Annotated in this window: 18 protein-coding genes and 4 pseudogenes; 7 read left to right on the forward strand and 15 right to left on the reverse strand. The window is 59.5% G+C overall.

The annotated features are described in order from the left end of the window. Together DH10_RS02585 and DH10_RS02590 are read left to right on the forward strand one after the other, a co-directional pair. On the forward strand, window positions 1-782 hold a 782-nt coding region (locus DH10_RS02585; protein WP_192384156.1), incomplete at its 5' end, for a porin. A 697-nt stretch (window positions 783-1,479) separates the two neighbouring features. Beyond that, a complete protein-coding gene (locus DH10_RS02590) occupies window positions 1,480-2,439 on the forward strand; it encodes an efflux RND transporter periplasmic adaptor subunit (RefSeq protein ID WP_343221454.1) in 960 nt (319 codons plus the stop codon). Window positions 2,440-2,528: 89 nt separating this feature from the next. Here DH10_RS02590 and DH10_RS37795 read toward each other — a convergent pair. Beyond that, a pseudogene (locus DH10_RS37795) lies at window positions 2,529-3,059 on the reverse strand (DUF3800 domain-containing protein); the annotation flags it as partial. Between DH10_RS37795 and DH10_RS02595 the strand changes: the two are divergent. The 3 genes from DH10_RS02595 (at window position 2,970) to DH10_RS02605 (ending at window position 4,136) form a co-directional block, all read left to right on the forward strand. Then, window positions 2,970-3,302, forward strand: coding sequence for a hypothetical protein (locus DH10_RS02595; RefSeq protein ID WP_192244387.1), 333 nt, complete (start codon window positions 2,970-2,972; stop codon window positions 3,300-3,302). The pseudogene DH10_RS37795 and the gene DH10_RS02595 overlap by 90 nt on opposite strands. Continuing rightward, window positions 3,299-3,742, forward strand: coding sequence for a site-specific integrase (locus DH10_RS02600; RefSeq protein WP_246811464.1), 444 nt, complete (start codon window positions 3,299-3,301; stop codon window positions 3,740-3,742). The genes DH10_RS02595 and DH10_RS02600 overlap by 4 nt, the downstream gene beginning before the upstream one ends. Window positions 3,743-3,938: 196 nt before the next feature. After that, window positions 3,939-4,136 carry a hypothetical protein gene (locus DH10_RS02605; protein ID WP_192244384.1) on the forward strand — a complete coding sequence of 66 codons (198 nt, stop codon included), beginning with the start codon at window positions 3,939-3,941 and terminating at the stop codon, window positions 4,134-4,136. A gap of 70 nt (window positions 4,137-4,206) precedes the next feature. On the opposite strand, the gene DH10_RS02610 is transcribed toward DH10_RS02605, so the two are convergent. Next, window positions 4,207-4,413 carry a hypothetical protein gene (locus DH10_RS02610; protein WP_192244382.1) on the reverse strand — a complete coding sequence of 69 codons (207 nt, stop codon included), beginning with the start codon at window positions 4,411-4,413 and terminating at the stop codon, window positions 4,207-4,209. Between the two features lie 901 nt (window positions 4,414-5,314). Here DH10_RS02610 and DH10_RS02615 point away from each other — a divergent pair. Together DH10_RS02615 and DH10_RS02620 are read left to right on the forward strand one after the other, a co-directional pair. Continuing rightward, on the forward strand, window positions 5,315-5,578 hold the full coding sequence (locus DH10_RS02615) for a type II toxin-antitoxin system ParD family antitoxin (protein ID WP_192244380.1): 264 nt from the start codon (window positions 5,315-5,317) through the stop codon (window positions 5,576-5,578). Further along, on the forward strand, window positions 5,575-5,874 hold the full coding sequence (locus tag DH10_RS02620) for a type II toxin-antitoxin system RelE/ParE family toxin (protein WP_192244378.1): 300 nt from the start codon (window positions 5,575-5,577) through the stop codon (window positions 5,872-5,874). The genes DH10_RS02615 and DH10_RS02620 overlap by 4 nt, the downstream gene beginning before the upstream one ends. Window positions 5,875-6,204: 330 nt before the next feature. Here DH10_RS02620 and msuE read toward each other — a convergent pair whose 3' ends face one another. From msuE to DH10_RS36570, 13 genes and pseudogenes are all read right to left on the reverse strand, one after another. Further along, a complete protein-coding gene (msuE, locus tag DH10_RS02625) occupies window positions 6,205-6,753 on the reverse strand; it encodes an FMN reductase (RefSeq protein ID WP_192244376.1) in 549 nt (182 codons plus the stop codon). A 98-nt stretch (window positions 6,754-6,851) separates the two neighbouring features. Further along, window positions 6,852-7,413 (reverse strand): annotated as a pseudogene (locus tag DH10_RS02630) (acyl-CoA dehydrogenase family protein); the annotation flags it as partial. Next, a pseudogene (locus tag DH10_RS02635) lies at window positions 7,413-7,613 on the reverse strand (IS6 family transposase); the annotation flags it as partial. The pseudogenes DH10_RS02635 and DH10_RS02630, both read right to left, overlap by 1 nt. A 142-nt stretch (window positions 7,614-7,755) precedes the next feature. Next, the gene (locus tag DH10_RS02640; RefSeq protein ID WP_192384157.1) at window positions 7,756-8,754 is read right to left on the reverse strand and encodes a site-specific integrase; all 999 of its coding nucleotides are present in this window, start codon (window positions 8,752-8,754) and stop codon (window positions 7,756-7,758) included. After that, complete coding sequence (locus DH10_RS36550) at window positions 8,751-9,071, reverse strand: site-specific integrase (RefSeq protein WP_246811473.1); 321 nt, start codon at window positions 9,069-9,071, stop codon at window positions 8,751-8,753. The genes DH10_RS02640 and DH10_RS36550 overlap by 4 nt, the downstream gene beginning before the upstream one ends. Before the next feature lie 50 nt (window positions 9,072-9,121). Further along, window positions 9,122-9,325, reverse strand: a pseudogene (locus DH10_RS36555) (tyrosine-type recombinase/integrase); the annotation flags it as partial. Window positions 9,326-9,683: 358 nt separating this feature from the next. Then, window positions 9,684-10,550 (reverse strand): site-specific integrase, encoded by an 867-nt coding sequence (locus DH10_RS02650; protein WP_246811465.1) that lies wholly within the window; start codon window positions 10,548-10,550, stop codon window positions 9,684-9,686. Then, a complete protein-coding gene (locus tag DH10_RS36560) occupies window positions 10,459-10,911 on the reverse strand; it encodes a hypothetical protein (RefSeq protein WP_246811466.1) in 453 nt (150 codons plus the stop codon). The genes DH10_RS02650 and DH10_RS36560 overlap by 92 nt, the downstream gene beginning before the upstream one ends. Before the next feature lie 91 nt (window positions 10,912-11,002). Then, complete coding sequence (locus DH10_RS02655; RefSeq protein WP_246811467.1) at window positions 11,003-11,815, reverse strand: tyrosine-type recombinase/integrase; 813 nt, start codon at window positions 11,813-11,815, stop codon at window positions 11,003-11,005. Further along, window positions 11,812-11,994 carry a site-specific integrase gene (locus DH10_RS36565; protein ID WP_246811468.1) on the reverse strand — a complete coding sequence of 61 codons (183 nt, stop codon included), beginning with the start codon at window positions 11,992-11,994 and terminating at the stop codon, window positions 11,812-11,814. The genes DH10_RS02655 and DH10_RS36565 overlap by 4 nt, the downstream gene beginning before the upstream one ends. Window positions 11,995-12,089: 95 nt before the next feature. Further along, entirely contained in the window at window positions 12,090-12,716 is a 627-nt protein-coding gene (locus DH10_RS02660) for a tyrosine-type recombinase/integrase (RefSeq protein WP_246811469.1), read from the reverse strand. Next, the gene (locus tag DH10_RS02665; protein ID WP_343221457.1) at window positions 12,710-13,651 is read right to left on the reverse strand and encodes a tyrosine-type recombinase/integrase; all 942 of its coding nucleotides are present in this window, start codon (window positions 13,649-13,651) and stop codon (window positions 12,710-12,712) included. Before DH10_RS02665 ends, DH10_RS02660 begins: the two co-directional genes overlap by 7 nt. A gap of 17 nt (window positions 13,652-13,668) precedes the next feature. Next, window positions 13,669-13,950, reverse strand: a complete 282-nt coding sequence (locus tag DH10_RS36570; protein ID WP_246811470.1) for a hypothetical protein — start codon at window positions 13,948-13,950, stop codon at window positions 13,669-13,671. Window positions 13,951-14,138: the final 188 nt, after the last annotated feature.

A 14,138-nucleotide genomic window follows, 5' to 3' on the forward strand; every position in this document is an offset into this window, starting at 1 on the left:
CTTCGGGTCCCGGCAGTCCTCAGAACTATTCCTTCAACAGAGGCCTCACGTTGACTTCCGCTTGGATTCAGGTTGGTGGCCTCCGAGTTGGTAAGGACTGGTCGGCATTCGACACATATATTGGCTACGCCGGGAACGTCCTCAATCAAATTCTTGTTCCGTACGGCAACTTCGATACAAACGTGGTTCAATACTACTTTGACGCCAGTAACGGCTTTTCGGCTGTGGTTTCACTCGAAGAAGGCTCGGGCGTAGTCGGCACTATCGACAGCTATGTACCGCACGTAGTCGGCGGCGTGAAATACACACAAGGCTGGGGCGCGATCACTGGCGTTGTCGCTTATGACAGCAACTACGAATCGGTGGCCGGCAAGGTCCGCGTCGATATCAACGTCACCAACGAACTGTCGCTGTTCGGAATGTTCGGCCACGGCTCCAATGGCAAGCTCAACGATGACGCCACTGACGCAATCGACGCTCATGGTCGCGGCTTCTACAAAACCTGGGGCGGCAATTGGGCTTTCTGGGCCGGCGCTACTTACAAGTTCAACGAGAAAACTTCGTTTAATCTTCAGATCTCGGGTGATCAGCTCAAGAACTATGGTGTGGCTGCAAACGTCGCCTATACGGTCGTTCCAGGTTTCACGCTCACAGCCGAAGTCGACTATGACGACTACGGCAACTTCGGCGTCGACATGGTCGACCCTTCCAAGTTGAACTGGACTGACGCCGACAAGAAGAACAGCGTCGGCGGCATCCTCCGTTTCCAACACTCATTCTAACGGAATGAAAAGCTGCATCTCGGTGGTCCGATTGAGATGCCCGCTTTACGCAATTCATCCGCGGTCCGAAAGACACTCTCATGCTGAGGACATGATCTTCAATCGTGAAGCGCGATATCTCGGCCACAATCCGTTGGGAGCATTGATGGTGGTTGCCTTACTGACCTCGACGACACTTGGCCGTACCTGGCTCGCTACAAACGACTGACGCCTTTTGGGCCATCGAATGGGTCGGAGCATGAGGCGCTTGCCAATCTCATGCTGGCTCTGGTCGCGCTTCATATCGGCGGTGTCCTGGGGAGCTTCTGAGTGCGGCCAAAGCAAACGTCTGAAATTCGCAATGCACCGACACAGGAGCCTTGTTCGTGCCAGCCTTCTCTTCGGCCCGATGGCACTCGCCCTGAGCTTGTTGCTGCTGCTACCGCCCTCCGAAAGGGACAATGATGCTCGCCCGTCACTTCACCATCATCTACGTCTTCGTGTGTTCGCGTTCGCGATCAAGTTTTCCGCGCTGGTTGAAACCTCTCAGCGGAACAAGCGCATGCCGGAGCCAATCTCGTTTCAGCTCGGTCGATGAGATTCTCGGCGTTTCCGTCGCACCACAGCGTCCGGCTAAAACAATGTGTTCTCAAAGCGGGTGTGAGTTTTGCTGAAGGGTAAGACAAGGGCGCTCGTCTGGGTCCTGGGGATCCCCCCGGTGGTGTTCGCCATCGCGTCCGCGACCGGCTCTTTCGAACGCAAAACGCGCGATCCCGTCCTCACGGAACCTGTGGTGCTCGGGTCGGTCGAGGAGACCGTTCTTGCGAACGGCGTTTTGGAACCTGCCCGTATGGTCAGCGTTGGCGCCCAAGTATCGGGCCAATTGAAGGCGCTGCATGTCGTGCTCGGTCAAACGATCAAGGCTGGCGACTTGATCGCCGAAATCGATGCTACGCAACAGCAAAACGAACTGCGCATTGCCGATGCCAACCTCGCCAATGTCAAGGCACAGCGCAAGGAAAGCGGAATAGAGCTGGAACAGGCCGAATTGGTCTTCCGGAGACAGAAGACGCTGAGTGGGCAGAAGGCAGCATCGGCCGCCGAACTGGCGGACGCGCAAGCGAAGTTCTTGGCGCTGGAGGCCAAAGTCGAGTCATTTGAAACGCAGATCGCTGAGAAGACGGCCGGCGTTGAGAATGCTCGCGCAAAGCTCGACTACACGAAGGTCAGCGCGCCCATGGACGGCGTCGTTGTTGCAGTGGTGACCAAAGTCGGTCAGACGTTGAACTCAACACAGGCCGTGCCGACGATTGTGAAAGGCCCTGAAGCCTGCTCAACGCACAGCAGCAATGCACTCGTGATCGTGCATAATGGAAAGATCCTCCGGGCGTACCGGGAGCCTTCGAAGTTTCCGTATCTGTCAGCCGGGAAGGGGGCGCCGGTCTCAGCTTACTCGCTGCTGCGCCGGCGTAGACACGAGGAAGGCGTACCCAGCGAGATCGACGAAACGGACGCCGGTGTCTGGTTGAGCGTGCAGCGTGGACGAACTGCACCCCAGCTATACGAGCAGGTCCTCACGCAGCGGGACGGGTTCGCGATGATCATGCTGTCGATAGAGCCTTCGTCAGAAGAAGACGAGGACCCGGAAGACGAATTGAACTTCATCAAGGCCCTGTAGGGGCGGTAGGATGGGTCATAGCCGCCCTTGGCCATCGGATAGAGGTAGAGATCGGCTATTTGCATCATAGGCGTGGCCTTGGTCCTGCCACGGGGCTCACCGCGGACGATGTCCCTAAACTCTTGTGCGGTCAACGAGTCATAGCTGGCTGAATTGGCGCCGTCGAAAGGCGTGCCCTGCGTCTTCAGAATACGCGTATAGGCCACCAGGTCGCGGTCTTCGGCTTTGCCGGCCCGCTCAAAGAACACGCGCAGCTTGCGGTCCTGGCTGCAGGCGTATTTGGCGGCGCGTTCGATCAGAATGCAGTAGGCGGTCTTGCACATGAACCAGAGCTGATCCTGATAGCGGTCCCGGTAGCGGGCCACATACCCCGGTCGGTCGATTACGGCTGCAATGCCGATGACCGGCAACGATAGCAGCATCCGTTCCAGGTCGCTCAAAAACTCATAGGCGGCCTCCGGCTTCTTCAGCCGGCCGAAGTCGCCACGCCCACCCCTGATGGCCCAGGAGTGCAACGGATAGTCTATGCCATGCTGCTGGCAAAAGGACTTGTGAAGGCGGTAGAGCTCGTCGACGTGCTCCTCATTGATGAGGATCCCGCCAAGGGCGAAATAGTCCATCTCGTCACGGCGCTTCTCTTTCGGCTCTCAGTCTGGTTCCCTGCTGCCGCTGTCGTCTATGTAGAGGTGGATCTCGCGGTCTGTCACAGGCACGGGAAGCCAGCAAGAAGGCGAAGGAGGGTGAAAAAGCCCATCGCGTATGGCTGGCTGAGCAGCTCCACGACAAGATCCTGTTCCTGGCCAACACGGGTCTTCGGCCAGACGAAGCCAACTGGCTTGAGTACCGGGACGTGGAGATCGTGAAGGACAAGGCAAGCGGTCAGAAGATCCTTGAAATCCAGGTGCGCGGCAAGCGCGGGGTAGGGTACTGCAAAAGCACCTCAGGCGCCGTGTTCCCCTTTGAGCGGATGGTGACCCGCAACAAGCCGAAGCCGACCGACAAACTGTTCCCGGTTGACCACAAGAAGCAGTTCAACGGCATTCTCGACAAGATCGGGCTGAAGCTCGACCGCGAGGGCAACCGGCGCACGCTCTACTCGCTGCGCCACAGCTACATCAGCTTCCGGCTGCTTGAAGGCGCCGATATCTACCAGGTCGCCAAAAACTGCCGCACGAGCGTCGAAATGATCGAGAAGCACTATGCCGTGCACCTCAAGAACCGTCTCGATGCGGCCGCCATCAACGTTCGCAAGGCCAGGCCTAAGCAGCCAAAGGCTGAGACCCTCGACCTGTTTGAGAATTGAGAGCGAGCGGGGTGGGGAAAGAATTGGAGATTTCATTTCAAAAGGAGCTTGGCCGATGAAAGAAACTTTTGCGAGGCGGTGGATGCCTTTGCGCCGAAGCCGGGCAAGCGCGGTCCCTAAGAGAACCCGGCCCTAAGTCCGCTTGAACGTGACACTGGGTTGCGCGATTGTCGCCCGCAAGTGCCACGGGTGAACGATGAAGCGCAAGGACAAAGCCGCGCCTTTCGTGCCGACAGAAATCCATGTCAGCACGGTCGAGGATGACAAGGGAACGGTAGGTATCCTCTCGATCCAGACCACGGAAGGCTTGTTGGATATCGCGCTTGATGAGTACGCAGCCGACGCCATCTTGAAGGCCGTCAGCTCCATCAAGGCGAAACTAAACCCGACATAAAAGAATGCCCGGTCGCAATCCGGGCAAGAGAGGTCAGGGAACAAGGCCACTTGGGAGGGTCGGCCCTTGGCTAATCTGCCGTATCAGTATGACGGGTAGATGAAGTCTTGTGCGGCCATATCTGCTTGTCGCCGAGCATTAGCCGGTAGTTCTGATCCAGGCTTGGAATGAGGGTCAACGCCTCCTTTGCCGAATAGAAAGTCGCCAACGCGGTCGCTGCGCCGTTCTCTAAGCGCTCCAGGCGGTAGGCTTCCTGATACGAGCTGTTTTCGTCCACTCAATGTTCCCCCAAAGCAGAAATATTAGAAAATTCTCATGAAACTTTAATGAGACCGGAGCTTGCATCGGCACCTTAAGGGCCCGCCGGCGGGGTTTGACTCGCAGACAAACGGCAGCAACCTGGGGCACCCTCGATAGATCGCTACTTGCTGATGTCTGCGGTTGCGTCAAGGGGCGGTTTTCAGCCCGCAAATGTCAAACTGAGACACTGGCCTGAGCGGACCCGCCTTGCATGACCGGCGGGATTTTGTACCAATGCGTACAGCGCACCTACGCATCGCCCCAACGTGTACGCATTGGGTAAAGGGGGGATGCATGCTCGGTTTTCTAACCGGTTGCGAGATCGAAACCGGAGAAAACCGGCAGGTGCGCTGGGGGACACCCCCCGTCCCCCGTCCGTGCCGTGGGGAGGCTTGTGGCCATCTTTCACCTGAACGTGAAAAACATCAGCCGGAGTGAGGGGCGTTCCATCGTGGCGGCAGCCGCGTATCGGGCGGGGGAGGTGTGGAACGCCCGGCTTCCAGTGGACAGCTAAGATAACGATCGTTCAGAGTTGGGACCGTATCCGCGTGCGCCTCGGGGTCGTTTTCCCAAAGGCGGCCATATTGCGAATCTCGTCCGGAGTCTTATTGCACTCTTTGCTCTTCATGTGGGCATAGATGTTGCGCATCTCAGTGTAGCGATCGATCTTTCCTCTTTAGGGGGCGTCGCCTTGAAGCTGGAGGGCTGCGGTTGTTATCCAAGGACATCAGCGCACCTAAGGACTTGGGGTTCAGCAGCTTGGTGTTGAACAGGACGTTCCCTACCTCACCCGGTGTAGCGCGGTGCGTCGCCCAGAGCCAGGATTTGTTGATAACAGTTATCACGTCGTGCTATATAAGGAACCAAGGAGGTGCATTATGCCCAGCAGTGCGAATCTCGGACACCACCTGGAGCAGTACGTGTCCGATTTGTTGAAAACCGGCCGCTACCAATCCCGCAGCGAGGTTCTGCGCGAAGGAGTACGGCTGGTTGAGGAACGCGAAAAGCGACTTGCCGCCTTGGATGCGGCAATTGCCAGGGGCCTTGCCGACGCCGACGCTGGCCGAGTGACGCCGCTGGAAACGGTAGCGAAGCGTTTGCGCCATAAGTACCAGCAAATGGCGAAAGAATCTGGTGCGTGAACATCGTCATAACGGATGAGGCCCTAACCGACCTCGAACACATCGGCGACTTCATCGCCAAGGATAATCCCAGCCGCGCTGACAGTTTCGTCGCCGAACTGGTGGATCACTGTTTCAAGCTGGCCGACATGCCCCGCGCATTCCCGCTCGTGCCACGGTATGAGCACACCGGTGTGCGCCGTTTGCCGCACGGAAATTATCTTATTTTCTACCATATCGGCACCGATCGTATTGATATCCTGCACATCCTGAACGGGGCGCAGGATTATGAGGCTATCCTGTTTCCTTCCGAATAGCGCATGGAGGGGAAGCGATAGGTAGGGAAACCGTCAGCTAGCCGCCGGGCGATCTTAGATCTTGCTCTCTCGGCGTGTTTTGCCTCTAGCCGGTCAAACACCTCGTCCGCAGAAACGCTACGGCGTGCATCGTCGTCTGCCTCCCCCACTCCGGCTTTGAGCCCTGTTCCAATGCTGGAGAGAGAAAGGCTCCTTCTCCGGCCGCGATTTTCTCGGCCACGAAATTTCCAGAACGGTCCATTTTCTCGCTCATCAGTCCGGATACTCCTGCGTGGCATAGGCGGCGCCGGATATTTCCCAATCATAGCATTCCAATACGCACAGGAGCCCTCATTGATAATACCGGGAGGAGCATGCCAGCAATCCAATTATATTACGCGTTCCAGGTCCGGTCTTCACCCGCGGTTCGGCCTTCCGGGGGCCATCGGTGAAATCCTTGTCTGTGGCGTAGACGGCCGTGGGAAGCGCAAAGGCCTCGAAGAACCCGAACAGTGGCCTGAGCTGATGCTCGACGATAAGCGCATGGCGCTCGCCGCCTCCGGTCGCCGTCAGGAGAACCGGCTCGCCCTTCAGCGCAGTCGGATCGATGAGGTCGAAGAAATGCTTGAACAGTCCGGTATAGCTGCCCTTGTAGGTCGGCGAGCCGACGACGAGTACGTCCGCGGCGATGACCTGCGCCAGGATCGCCTGCGCCTTTGCGTCAAGGTCGCGCGCCCATCTGGCGCTGCCGAGCGACGGTCCGACATCGTCGATGTCATAGGTGCGTCCCGACAGACCATGCAGGTTGGCGATGTCCTGGACGACGAGGTCGACGAAGGCGCGTGTCTTCGATGGGCGGGTGATGTTACCGGAAAAGCCGACGACAGAAGGATTTGACATGGGACAGACTCCGGGGGTGGCTCCAGGATTGAGAGACAGGCGGCCCTGCCGGGCCACCGCATGGTGAAACGAGGCCGACGGCCCTCGGCGAACTGCGATCAGCTCCAGGCGTGCAGCGGCGGCTTTTCGCCGTTGAGGAAGTACTTGCCGAGGATCGCGTATTTCCAGCGCACCGGATCGTGCAGCGTATGGGTCCGCGCATTGCGCCAATGCCGGTCGAGATTGTGCTCGGCAAGCGTCGAACGCGTGCCGGCCAATTCGAACAGTCCGTTGGTCGCGGCAATGGCGATCTCGGTCGACAGGATCTTCGATTCCGCCGTCACGATCTGCGCATATGCGACGGTTTCCGCCGATGGCTCGGCGACCGCCTTATCGATTGCGAGGCCGGCCTTTTCCAGCAGCGCCTGCGCGGCGTGGAGACGCAGCGTCAGGTCGCCGATGGCCTGGATCGTGTAGGGATCGTCCCAGGCATTGTCGATACGCCGCTGTCGATCCAGGAACGGCTCTTGGTCCTGATGAAATTGACCGTCTCGTCGATCGCCGCCTGCGCGATGCCGGTGTCGACCGCCACCTGGATGATCTGGACGATCGCGCCGTCGGCGGTCGGCTTGTCGTAGCCCTGTAGCCGGGCGCCAGATGCGTCTTCGGCACCTTGACGTGCGCAGTCGGCGAAGGTACTCGGGCCCGAACTTCTTCCCCCAGCGGCGGATCGTTTCATATGAGACGACGATGCCGCGCTCCAGCAGCATTTCCTCGACCAGGCGCAGGCTCAATGGGAACCGGTAATATAGCCACACCGCATGGGCGATGATCTCGGCGGGAAAGCGGTGGCGTTTGTAGCTGATGAGCGCGTCATTCATGAACCGGCGTCTACCCCAGCGACTCCTCACAAGAAGTTACCGTGACATCGCCTTCAAAAGTCGTGCCAACGGCGCAGGAAAAGCCTCAGAAAAGGAAATTTCCCGCAGAAACACCCCGGCCACCCGACATAGTCAGCGCGATCTACAGGCTGTTCAAGAACTCCAGCAGATTGTCGTCGGGCCGGAATCGGGATGACTTACCGGAATAGGGGGACGTCTTTGCCAACGCCGCCTCCTTCATCGCCAACGTCGCCTCGAGATAGATCTGTGTGGTCTCGACGGATTCATGGCCGAGCCACAGAGCGATGACGGCGCGATCGACGCCCGCCTGCAGGAGGTCCATGGCCATCGTGTGCCTCAAACGATGAACAGTGACGCGCTTTCCATTCAGCGACGGGCAAATGGCAGAGGCGGTCTGGCGGTGTTTGTTCAGCATATACTGAACGCCATGAACGCTCAGCCGCTCACCTCTGGCGCTGGGAAACAGGATACTCTCTTCTCCGCGCTGAGGCTCTTTCAGCCAGCTTCTCAAGACTGCGGTCGTAGACTTGGCGAACGGGGTGCAGCGTTCCTTGCGCCCTTTGCCAATGACGCGCAGGTGGGCGCCCGTGCCGAAGAACAGATCGTCGCGCTTGAGACCAGTGATCTCCGATAGCCGCAATCCGGTCTGCACGGCGACCAGCAGGAACGCGTGATCGCGTCGCCCGGACCAGGTCGATCGATCCGGTGCGGCCAGCAAGGCATCGACCTCAGGGCGGGTCAGGAAATTAACGAGGGTTCGAGTGAAGCGCTTACTGGGGATTGCAAGCACGCGTTGGATTTGGGCGGAATGCTCGGGTGCCTCGAAGGCCGCGTAGCGAAAGAAGGAATGAATCGCCGTGAGGCGCAGGTTGCGGCTGCGTACGCTGATACCCTGATGGTTCTCCAGGTCATCAAGGAAGGCAACGATCAACGGCGCATCGACTTCCGCGAAGCTCAATCGAGACGGCGGCTTATGCAATGTTCGTTCCGCGAACTTCAGCAACTGCCGAAATGTATCGCGATAGGAACTGATCGTATGGGGGCTTGCCTGCCGCTGTTGCATCAGGCGTTGGGTGAAAAAGCGCTCCAAAAGTGGCGCCAGGCTGGCATGCTTGGTCATGTCCGATCCTCCCAGCGGCGCTCAAGACGGCGCATTGCTTCTTTCATCAACTCGGGTGAACCGGTGAGGTACCATTGGGTATCGGCCACGTGGACATGACCGAGATAGGTGGACAAAATGGGCAGGAGCCGCTCGGGATCTTGCTCGGCTTCGTACCAACGCACCAGTGTGTTCGTCGCAAACACATGGCGCATGTCATGCAGACGCGGGCCATGGCTGTCGGTTGCACCGCGCAGGCCGATCTGGCGAGACAGAGTATAGAATGTTCGATGAATGTCTCCCACATCAAGGCGGTTGCCCAACCGGGAAGTGAACAAATAAGGAGACGCCGCCTGGGCCGCGCAATGCTGTCGGCGGCGTAATCCTGGAGCACTGCGCACGTTGATGCGTGCATCGGCACAAGACGGGACTTTCCAAACTTCGTACCGCGGATCGTCAGCACAGCGGCATCGAAATCGATGTCCGAAAGTTTGAGGTTACGGGCTTCGCCGAGGCGCAGGCCGGAAACGCTCAGTAATCCGAACAGGCAATAATATGTCCATGGCCTGAGCTTGAGCGAGTATATCGGCACGGCATCTCAAGCGCTGCGGACAAGAGGCGCTGGATGTCTTCCTTTGAATAGAGATAAGGCCGAGCTCGCTTCGGGCGAAAGGGTAGCAAACCGTCCGGGGGAATCTGGGTTCGCGGATCAGCGGCAACTCGATGACGGGCGAATACGCGGACATACCCCAGCCGTCTCGCCCAATGCGAAGGCTGCGCGCGCCACGGTCGCTGAGCCCAGGCAAGGGCCAGTTCCGTCGTGACATATGGCGTATCATGGGCCTCCAGGAACGCGGCTAAATCGATCAATCCCCGTTCTGTCTCTCGCAGCTTGAACCCCAGCCCTCGCCGCATCTCGATGTACTCCTGAACAGCCTGTCGGAGTGTGCTCATTGGGCTTCTCCCGGCCATGGCAAAGCCAGCGTTCGCAACGCGTCGAGATCGACCTTGGCGTAGATCGCTGTTGTCTGCAGATGACGGTGTCCCAGAACTTCACCGATCTCACCCAGCGAGGCACCGCCACGGAGCATCTCTGAGGCAAGGCCGTGTCGGAACTGGTGCGTTCCCTTTGTGGGAGATTCGATGCCGGCCCTCTTCAGTGAGCGTCGGATGATCGATCCGAGTCCACTCGGCCCCTTGGACCCGCGGATCGGGGCCTTGTCGCGCAAGAAGACGCGACGGTCGGCATTGCGTGGGCGCGCCTTCGGCAGGTAGTCGGAAATTGCCTCGCCAACGTCCGCTGGCAACGGAAGGTCGTTGCGTTGACCGTTCTTGCCACGCACACGGATCTGCCCGGCGACCCAATCGATGTCGTCGAGTTCGAGCGACACTACCTCACTCGATCGCAATCCCAACCTCGCCAATGCGAGGATCATCGCGTAGTCGCGGCACCCGACGGGCGTATCGCGGTCAATGCTGGCGAGTAAGCGAGTTACCTCGTCGCGGCCGATCGCACGAGGAATAGATGAAAGCGACCAGTTGGCTACGATCGGGACCGCTGCCGCCAGGTCTGACGTGATGTCCCCACGAAACCGCACATAGGAGAGAAACGACCGCAGTGCGGTGGTTATGATCTTGGCGCGTCGCATGTTGAGACGCGAAATCGCTTTTTGCACGAAATCGGTCACGTCGACGGCACGCAATTGTGCGAGCGAGACTTCACCATCAGTGAAGCGGAAGTTGAGAAAATCCCGGACAACTGGCCGGTAATTTATGATCGTTTGACCAGAACCGCGCGTGATGCAAATACCGCTCATATGCCTGCACATGTTGTTCTACCGGCGATGGGTTGTGGTCGGCCTCAATCGCTTCGGCGATTGCGTTCTGGCTTCGCAGAAAAGCCAGTAGATGTCGAAGAGCGGCGGTATCTCCAAGCTTTGGCCGCTGCGCTCGGTCCAGCAAATAACGCCCAGGATGGTCTCCACCTATGTCGCTTAGCTCAATCCCCTTTTGCCCGAGCCACTTGCTGAAGCCTGCGGCCAGCAGCACCTGGTTCCTCATGGAAACAAGACCGTAGCCTCGATCACCGAGCCATTCGGCAAACGGAACGATATAACTCGCCACCGGGCCCTCTGGTGGCCGCGACAACGCCAAATCATCATTGATGAAACACTTCATTGTTTGCTCCCTTTCCAAGCTGGATTGCCGGAAGGGCTACAAACTATCTCTACATGTTATCGCATAAACCCTTGGAATCGTGGGCAGAACTCTAGCTACCCGACATAGTCGGGCGGGGTAGATAGTGGCGCAAGACATGCGGAGTGACGTGCTTATCGGCGATGGACGGTTGCTTCAGCGCCGCGGTGGCCACGTGCTTGGCGAGGACATATTCGAATCCGGAGCGGGTCATCGCGCGTCCTGCGGCATTGAGGAAGAGCTCGGCATCGCCACTCGCCGGGCGGACCGCTAGCCAGGCCTTCAGCGCCGTCGTGGTCTCCTTCCACAAGGGCAGCACACGCTCGCGGCGTCCTTTGCCCATCACGTGGATGCTGGCAACCGTCTGGCGGTCGATTTGGTCGATGCGGAGACTGACGAGTTCGGAGACGCGCAACCCCGCGGCGAAGGCTAGATGCAGCATCGCTCGATCGCGGATGCCGGGCATCCGACGGGGGTCCGGCGCATCGAGCAGAGCCTGCATCTCGACGCGGCTGAGATGGCTGACGAGCGCCTCATCGACCTTCTTCATTGGGATCGCCCTGACCCGGCGCGCCTGATCCAGACAGGACGGGAGCCGGTACTCGAGGAAGCGGAAGAAGGCTTTGATGGCGGCCAGACGGGCGTTGCGGGTGCGCGCCGAGTTGCCGCGTTCGTCCTCGATGTGCTCCAGGAAGGTCAGGAGGAGCGGTGGATCGAGCTGTTCGATCTCGATGCCGGACGGGGTGGTCCCCAGTCGGGCAGCCGCGAAGCGCAGCAGCAGTTGAAAGCTGTAGGCGTAGGCCTCGCAAGTGTGCCGGCTCGCCCGCCGCTCGCGCGGCAGATGCTCTCGTAGGAAGGTGGCGAGATGAGGAGCCAGCGCGGTCATGTGCCGGCTCCTTGATGCAAGGCCTCGCCGGCCGCCGCGATCTGCCCCATCAGGATCGGCGTTGCATGCAGATACCAGTACGTGTCGGTGACGTGGGCGTGGCCGAGGTAGGTGCTGAGCGCGACGACATGGCGACCGACAGCATCGTGATCATGCCGGCATTGCTCAAGAGAGCGCACGGCGAAGGTGTGCCGCAGATCGTGAATGCGGGGTCCCGGTTGACCGGGTTCCCCTCTCAGGCCGGCCGATCGTGCAAGGCGGAGGAAGACGGCGATTACGGTATTATAGGATGGCGGCGTGCCTGTATTAATGCGCTGTCCAAGGTTCCGACCCGTCGGCGCGCCGACAAATACCGGTCCAAGGCGTCCCATGTCGTGAGGTGGAGTGGCAGCATGCGGCTCTTTTGGAACTTGGTTTGCCGGATGATCAGGCCGTCGGCGGCTACGTCATCGAGTTGAAGAGCGAGGGCTTCGGAAATGCGCATTCCGGTGACGGCAAGCAAGCCGAAGAGGGTCTCGTACATGAGCGGTCTGATCGAGGTAGATGGCTTGAGGCAGGTCGCCGCACGCATCAGCGCGGCGATCTCGTCCGCCGTGTAGATGTGAGGAATCCGCCGCTCGAACAGGCTGCGGCCCAAGGCGTCGGCGGCCGGGATCTCATGGCGCCGATCCTCGGCAGCGACTGCCTGCGCAAAACGGCGAACCGTCAGCAGCCGATTACGCCGTTGCTGTGCGGAGGGTGCGAGCGTCGCCCATTCGAGCACGCGAGCAACTTGAACGTACTCATCGCCATGAGCCTCGGCGAAAGCGGTGAAGCTCTTCAGCAGCCTGTGCTGGACGCGGAACTTGAAGCCCATTATCCGCTGCAGTTCCGCATGTCGTGCGAGGTCCTGGCTCAGCATGACGCGCTCCCCGGCCAAGGCTGGGCGATATGAAGCAGCATATTGATGTCGACCTTCGCGTAATGGGCGGTCGTGTCGACCGATCGATGGCGAAGCACGGTTCCGATCGTGTCTAGCGTGGCGCCGGCCCGCAGCATGCCAGTCGCTGCGGAATGCCGGAGCAGATTGGTGCCTCGGGAAGGAGCGTCGTTGATGCCCGCCCTCTCAAGCGCGAGTCTGACCATGCTTGAGACGCTTGAGCTCGCCAGTGGCTGATGCGGTGCAGCGGTCCGCAGGAAAATCTGCTCGCAGGCGGCATCTGGACGCGCTTCTTGCAGGTAGTCGATGATCGCGTCGCCGGCGGCCTGGGGCAGCGGAAGCCGGATCTCGCGGCGTCCTTTGCCGCGGACACGTAAGGTTCCCTCCCGCCAGTTGATGTCGTCGAGGCGCATGTCCCGAACGTCACCCGCACGTAGGCCGAGACGCGCGAGCAGCAGTAGGATCGCACGGTCGCGGATGCCCCGCGGCGTCGTGACATCGCACGATGCGATCACCCGATCTACTTCCGCGGTAGAGATGTAGCGCGGCAATGCCGATAGTCGCCAAGGGACCGCCGGGATGGCCTGATCAAGGCCTGGTTGGCATAAGCCTCGGGCAGAGAGATATTTAAGGTAGCCCCTCAGCGCCATCGTCATCGTCTTGAGGTAGGCCCGCGAGCTTCGTTGGGCCTCGTAAAGGATCACTTGCCGAATGAGACCGGCATCGTACAGCTTTGGATCACGACCGAGAGCGGGAAGCAGCCGCATGACCATACGGCCATGGCGGCAGATGGTGCGTTCGGAAATCCCCCGGTGCCGTCTCAGCCAGGTTTGGAATGCAAGGACCTGGTCGTCATGGGCGCGCGACGTATCCTCCCTCAACGGCGCCACCACCCCGCATTCCACCAGAAAGCCCACGAACCGCCGCGCTCGGTTCACGTATTTGGCGGAAAGATAATCGGCTCGGCGGATGCCGGGACAGCGGCATCGATGCCGCGCAAAGCGGCGAACGACATCGTCATCAACTTCAGCGACGCCGATCTTCGTGCTCCGCAACCACTGACCGAATGACGCGCCGAGTCCTGGTAGCCTGACACCGTCAGGCGGGCATATCCCAGGATCGACAATCGTCTCGTGAATGCTTCCACAAACGGACGCATGGCGCCCGAGTCCATCAGTTGTGAACATTCCGGCAGAACTTCGTTCGACTTTGGCACGTCTGGTCTCCCTCTTGAGGTCAAAGAACGCCGAGAGACGAGAACAATTATGTCGAGGGAGGAAGCCTCCTGGTAGGCTAAAATATTGTAACAGAAGGAAGAAGTCGCTCGAGCCGCTGCGGACTCAGCATAATCCTGCGCTCCACATAATTGCGGAAGTCGACCGGCTTCGTCGCCACCATGACCTT

The sequence above is a fragment of the Mesorhizobium silamurunense genome, assembly GCF_014843825.1.
Lineage (GTDB): Bacteria > Pseudomonadota > Alphaproteobacteria > Rhizobiales > Rhizobiaceae > Mesorhizobium > Mesorhizobium silamurunense.

What these genes read in the sequence shown, in the direction of transcription:
- DH10_RS02595 (WP_192244387.1), top strand. Translation starts at nt 2,970, where the DNA reads ATGCTGCTGGCAAAAGGACTTGTGAAGGCGGTAGAGCTCGTCGACGTG.
- DH10_RS02605 (WP_192244384.1), top strand. Translation starts at nt 3,939, where the DNA reads ATGAAGCGCAAGGACAAAGCCGCGCCTTTCGTGCCGACAGAAATCCAT.
- DH10_RS02615 (WP_192244380.1), top strand. Translation starts at nt 5,315, where the DNA reads ATGCCCAGCAGTGCGAATCTCGGACACCACCTGGAGCAGTACGTGTCC.
- msuE (WP_192244376.1), bottom strand. Translation starts at nt 6,753, where the DNA reads ATGTCAAATCCTTCTGTCGTCGGCTTTTCCGGTAACATCACCCGCCCA.
- DH10_RS02640 (WP_192384157.1), bottom strand. Translation starts at nt 8,754, where the DNA reads ATGACCAAGCATGCCAGCCTGGCGCCACTTTTGGAGCGCTTTTTCACC.
- DH10_RS02650 (WP_246811465.1), bottom strand. Translation starts at nt 10,550, where the DNA reads ATGAGCGGTATTTGCATCACGCGCGGTTCTGGTCAAACGATCATAAAT.
- DH10_RS36560 (WP_246811466.1), bottom strand. Translation starts at nt 10,911, where the DNA reads ATGAAGTGTTTCATCAATGATGATTTGGCGTTGTCGCGGCCACCAGAG.
- DH10_RS02655 (WP_246811467.1), bottom strand. Translation starts at nt 11,815, where the DNA reads ATGACCGCGCTGGCTCCTCATCTCGCCACCTTCCTACGAGAGCATCTG.
- DH10_RS02660 (WP_246811469.1), bottom strand. Translation starts at nt 12,716, where the DNA reads ATGCTGAGCCAGGACCTCGCACGACATGCGGAACTGCAGCGGATAATG.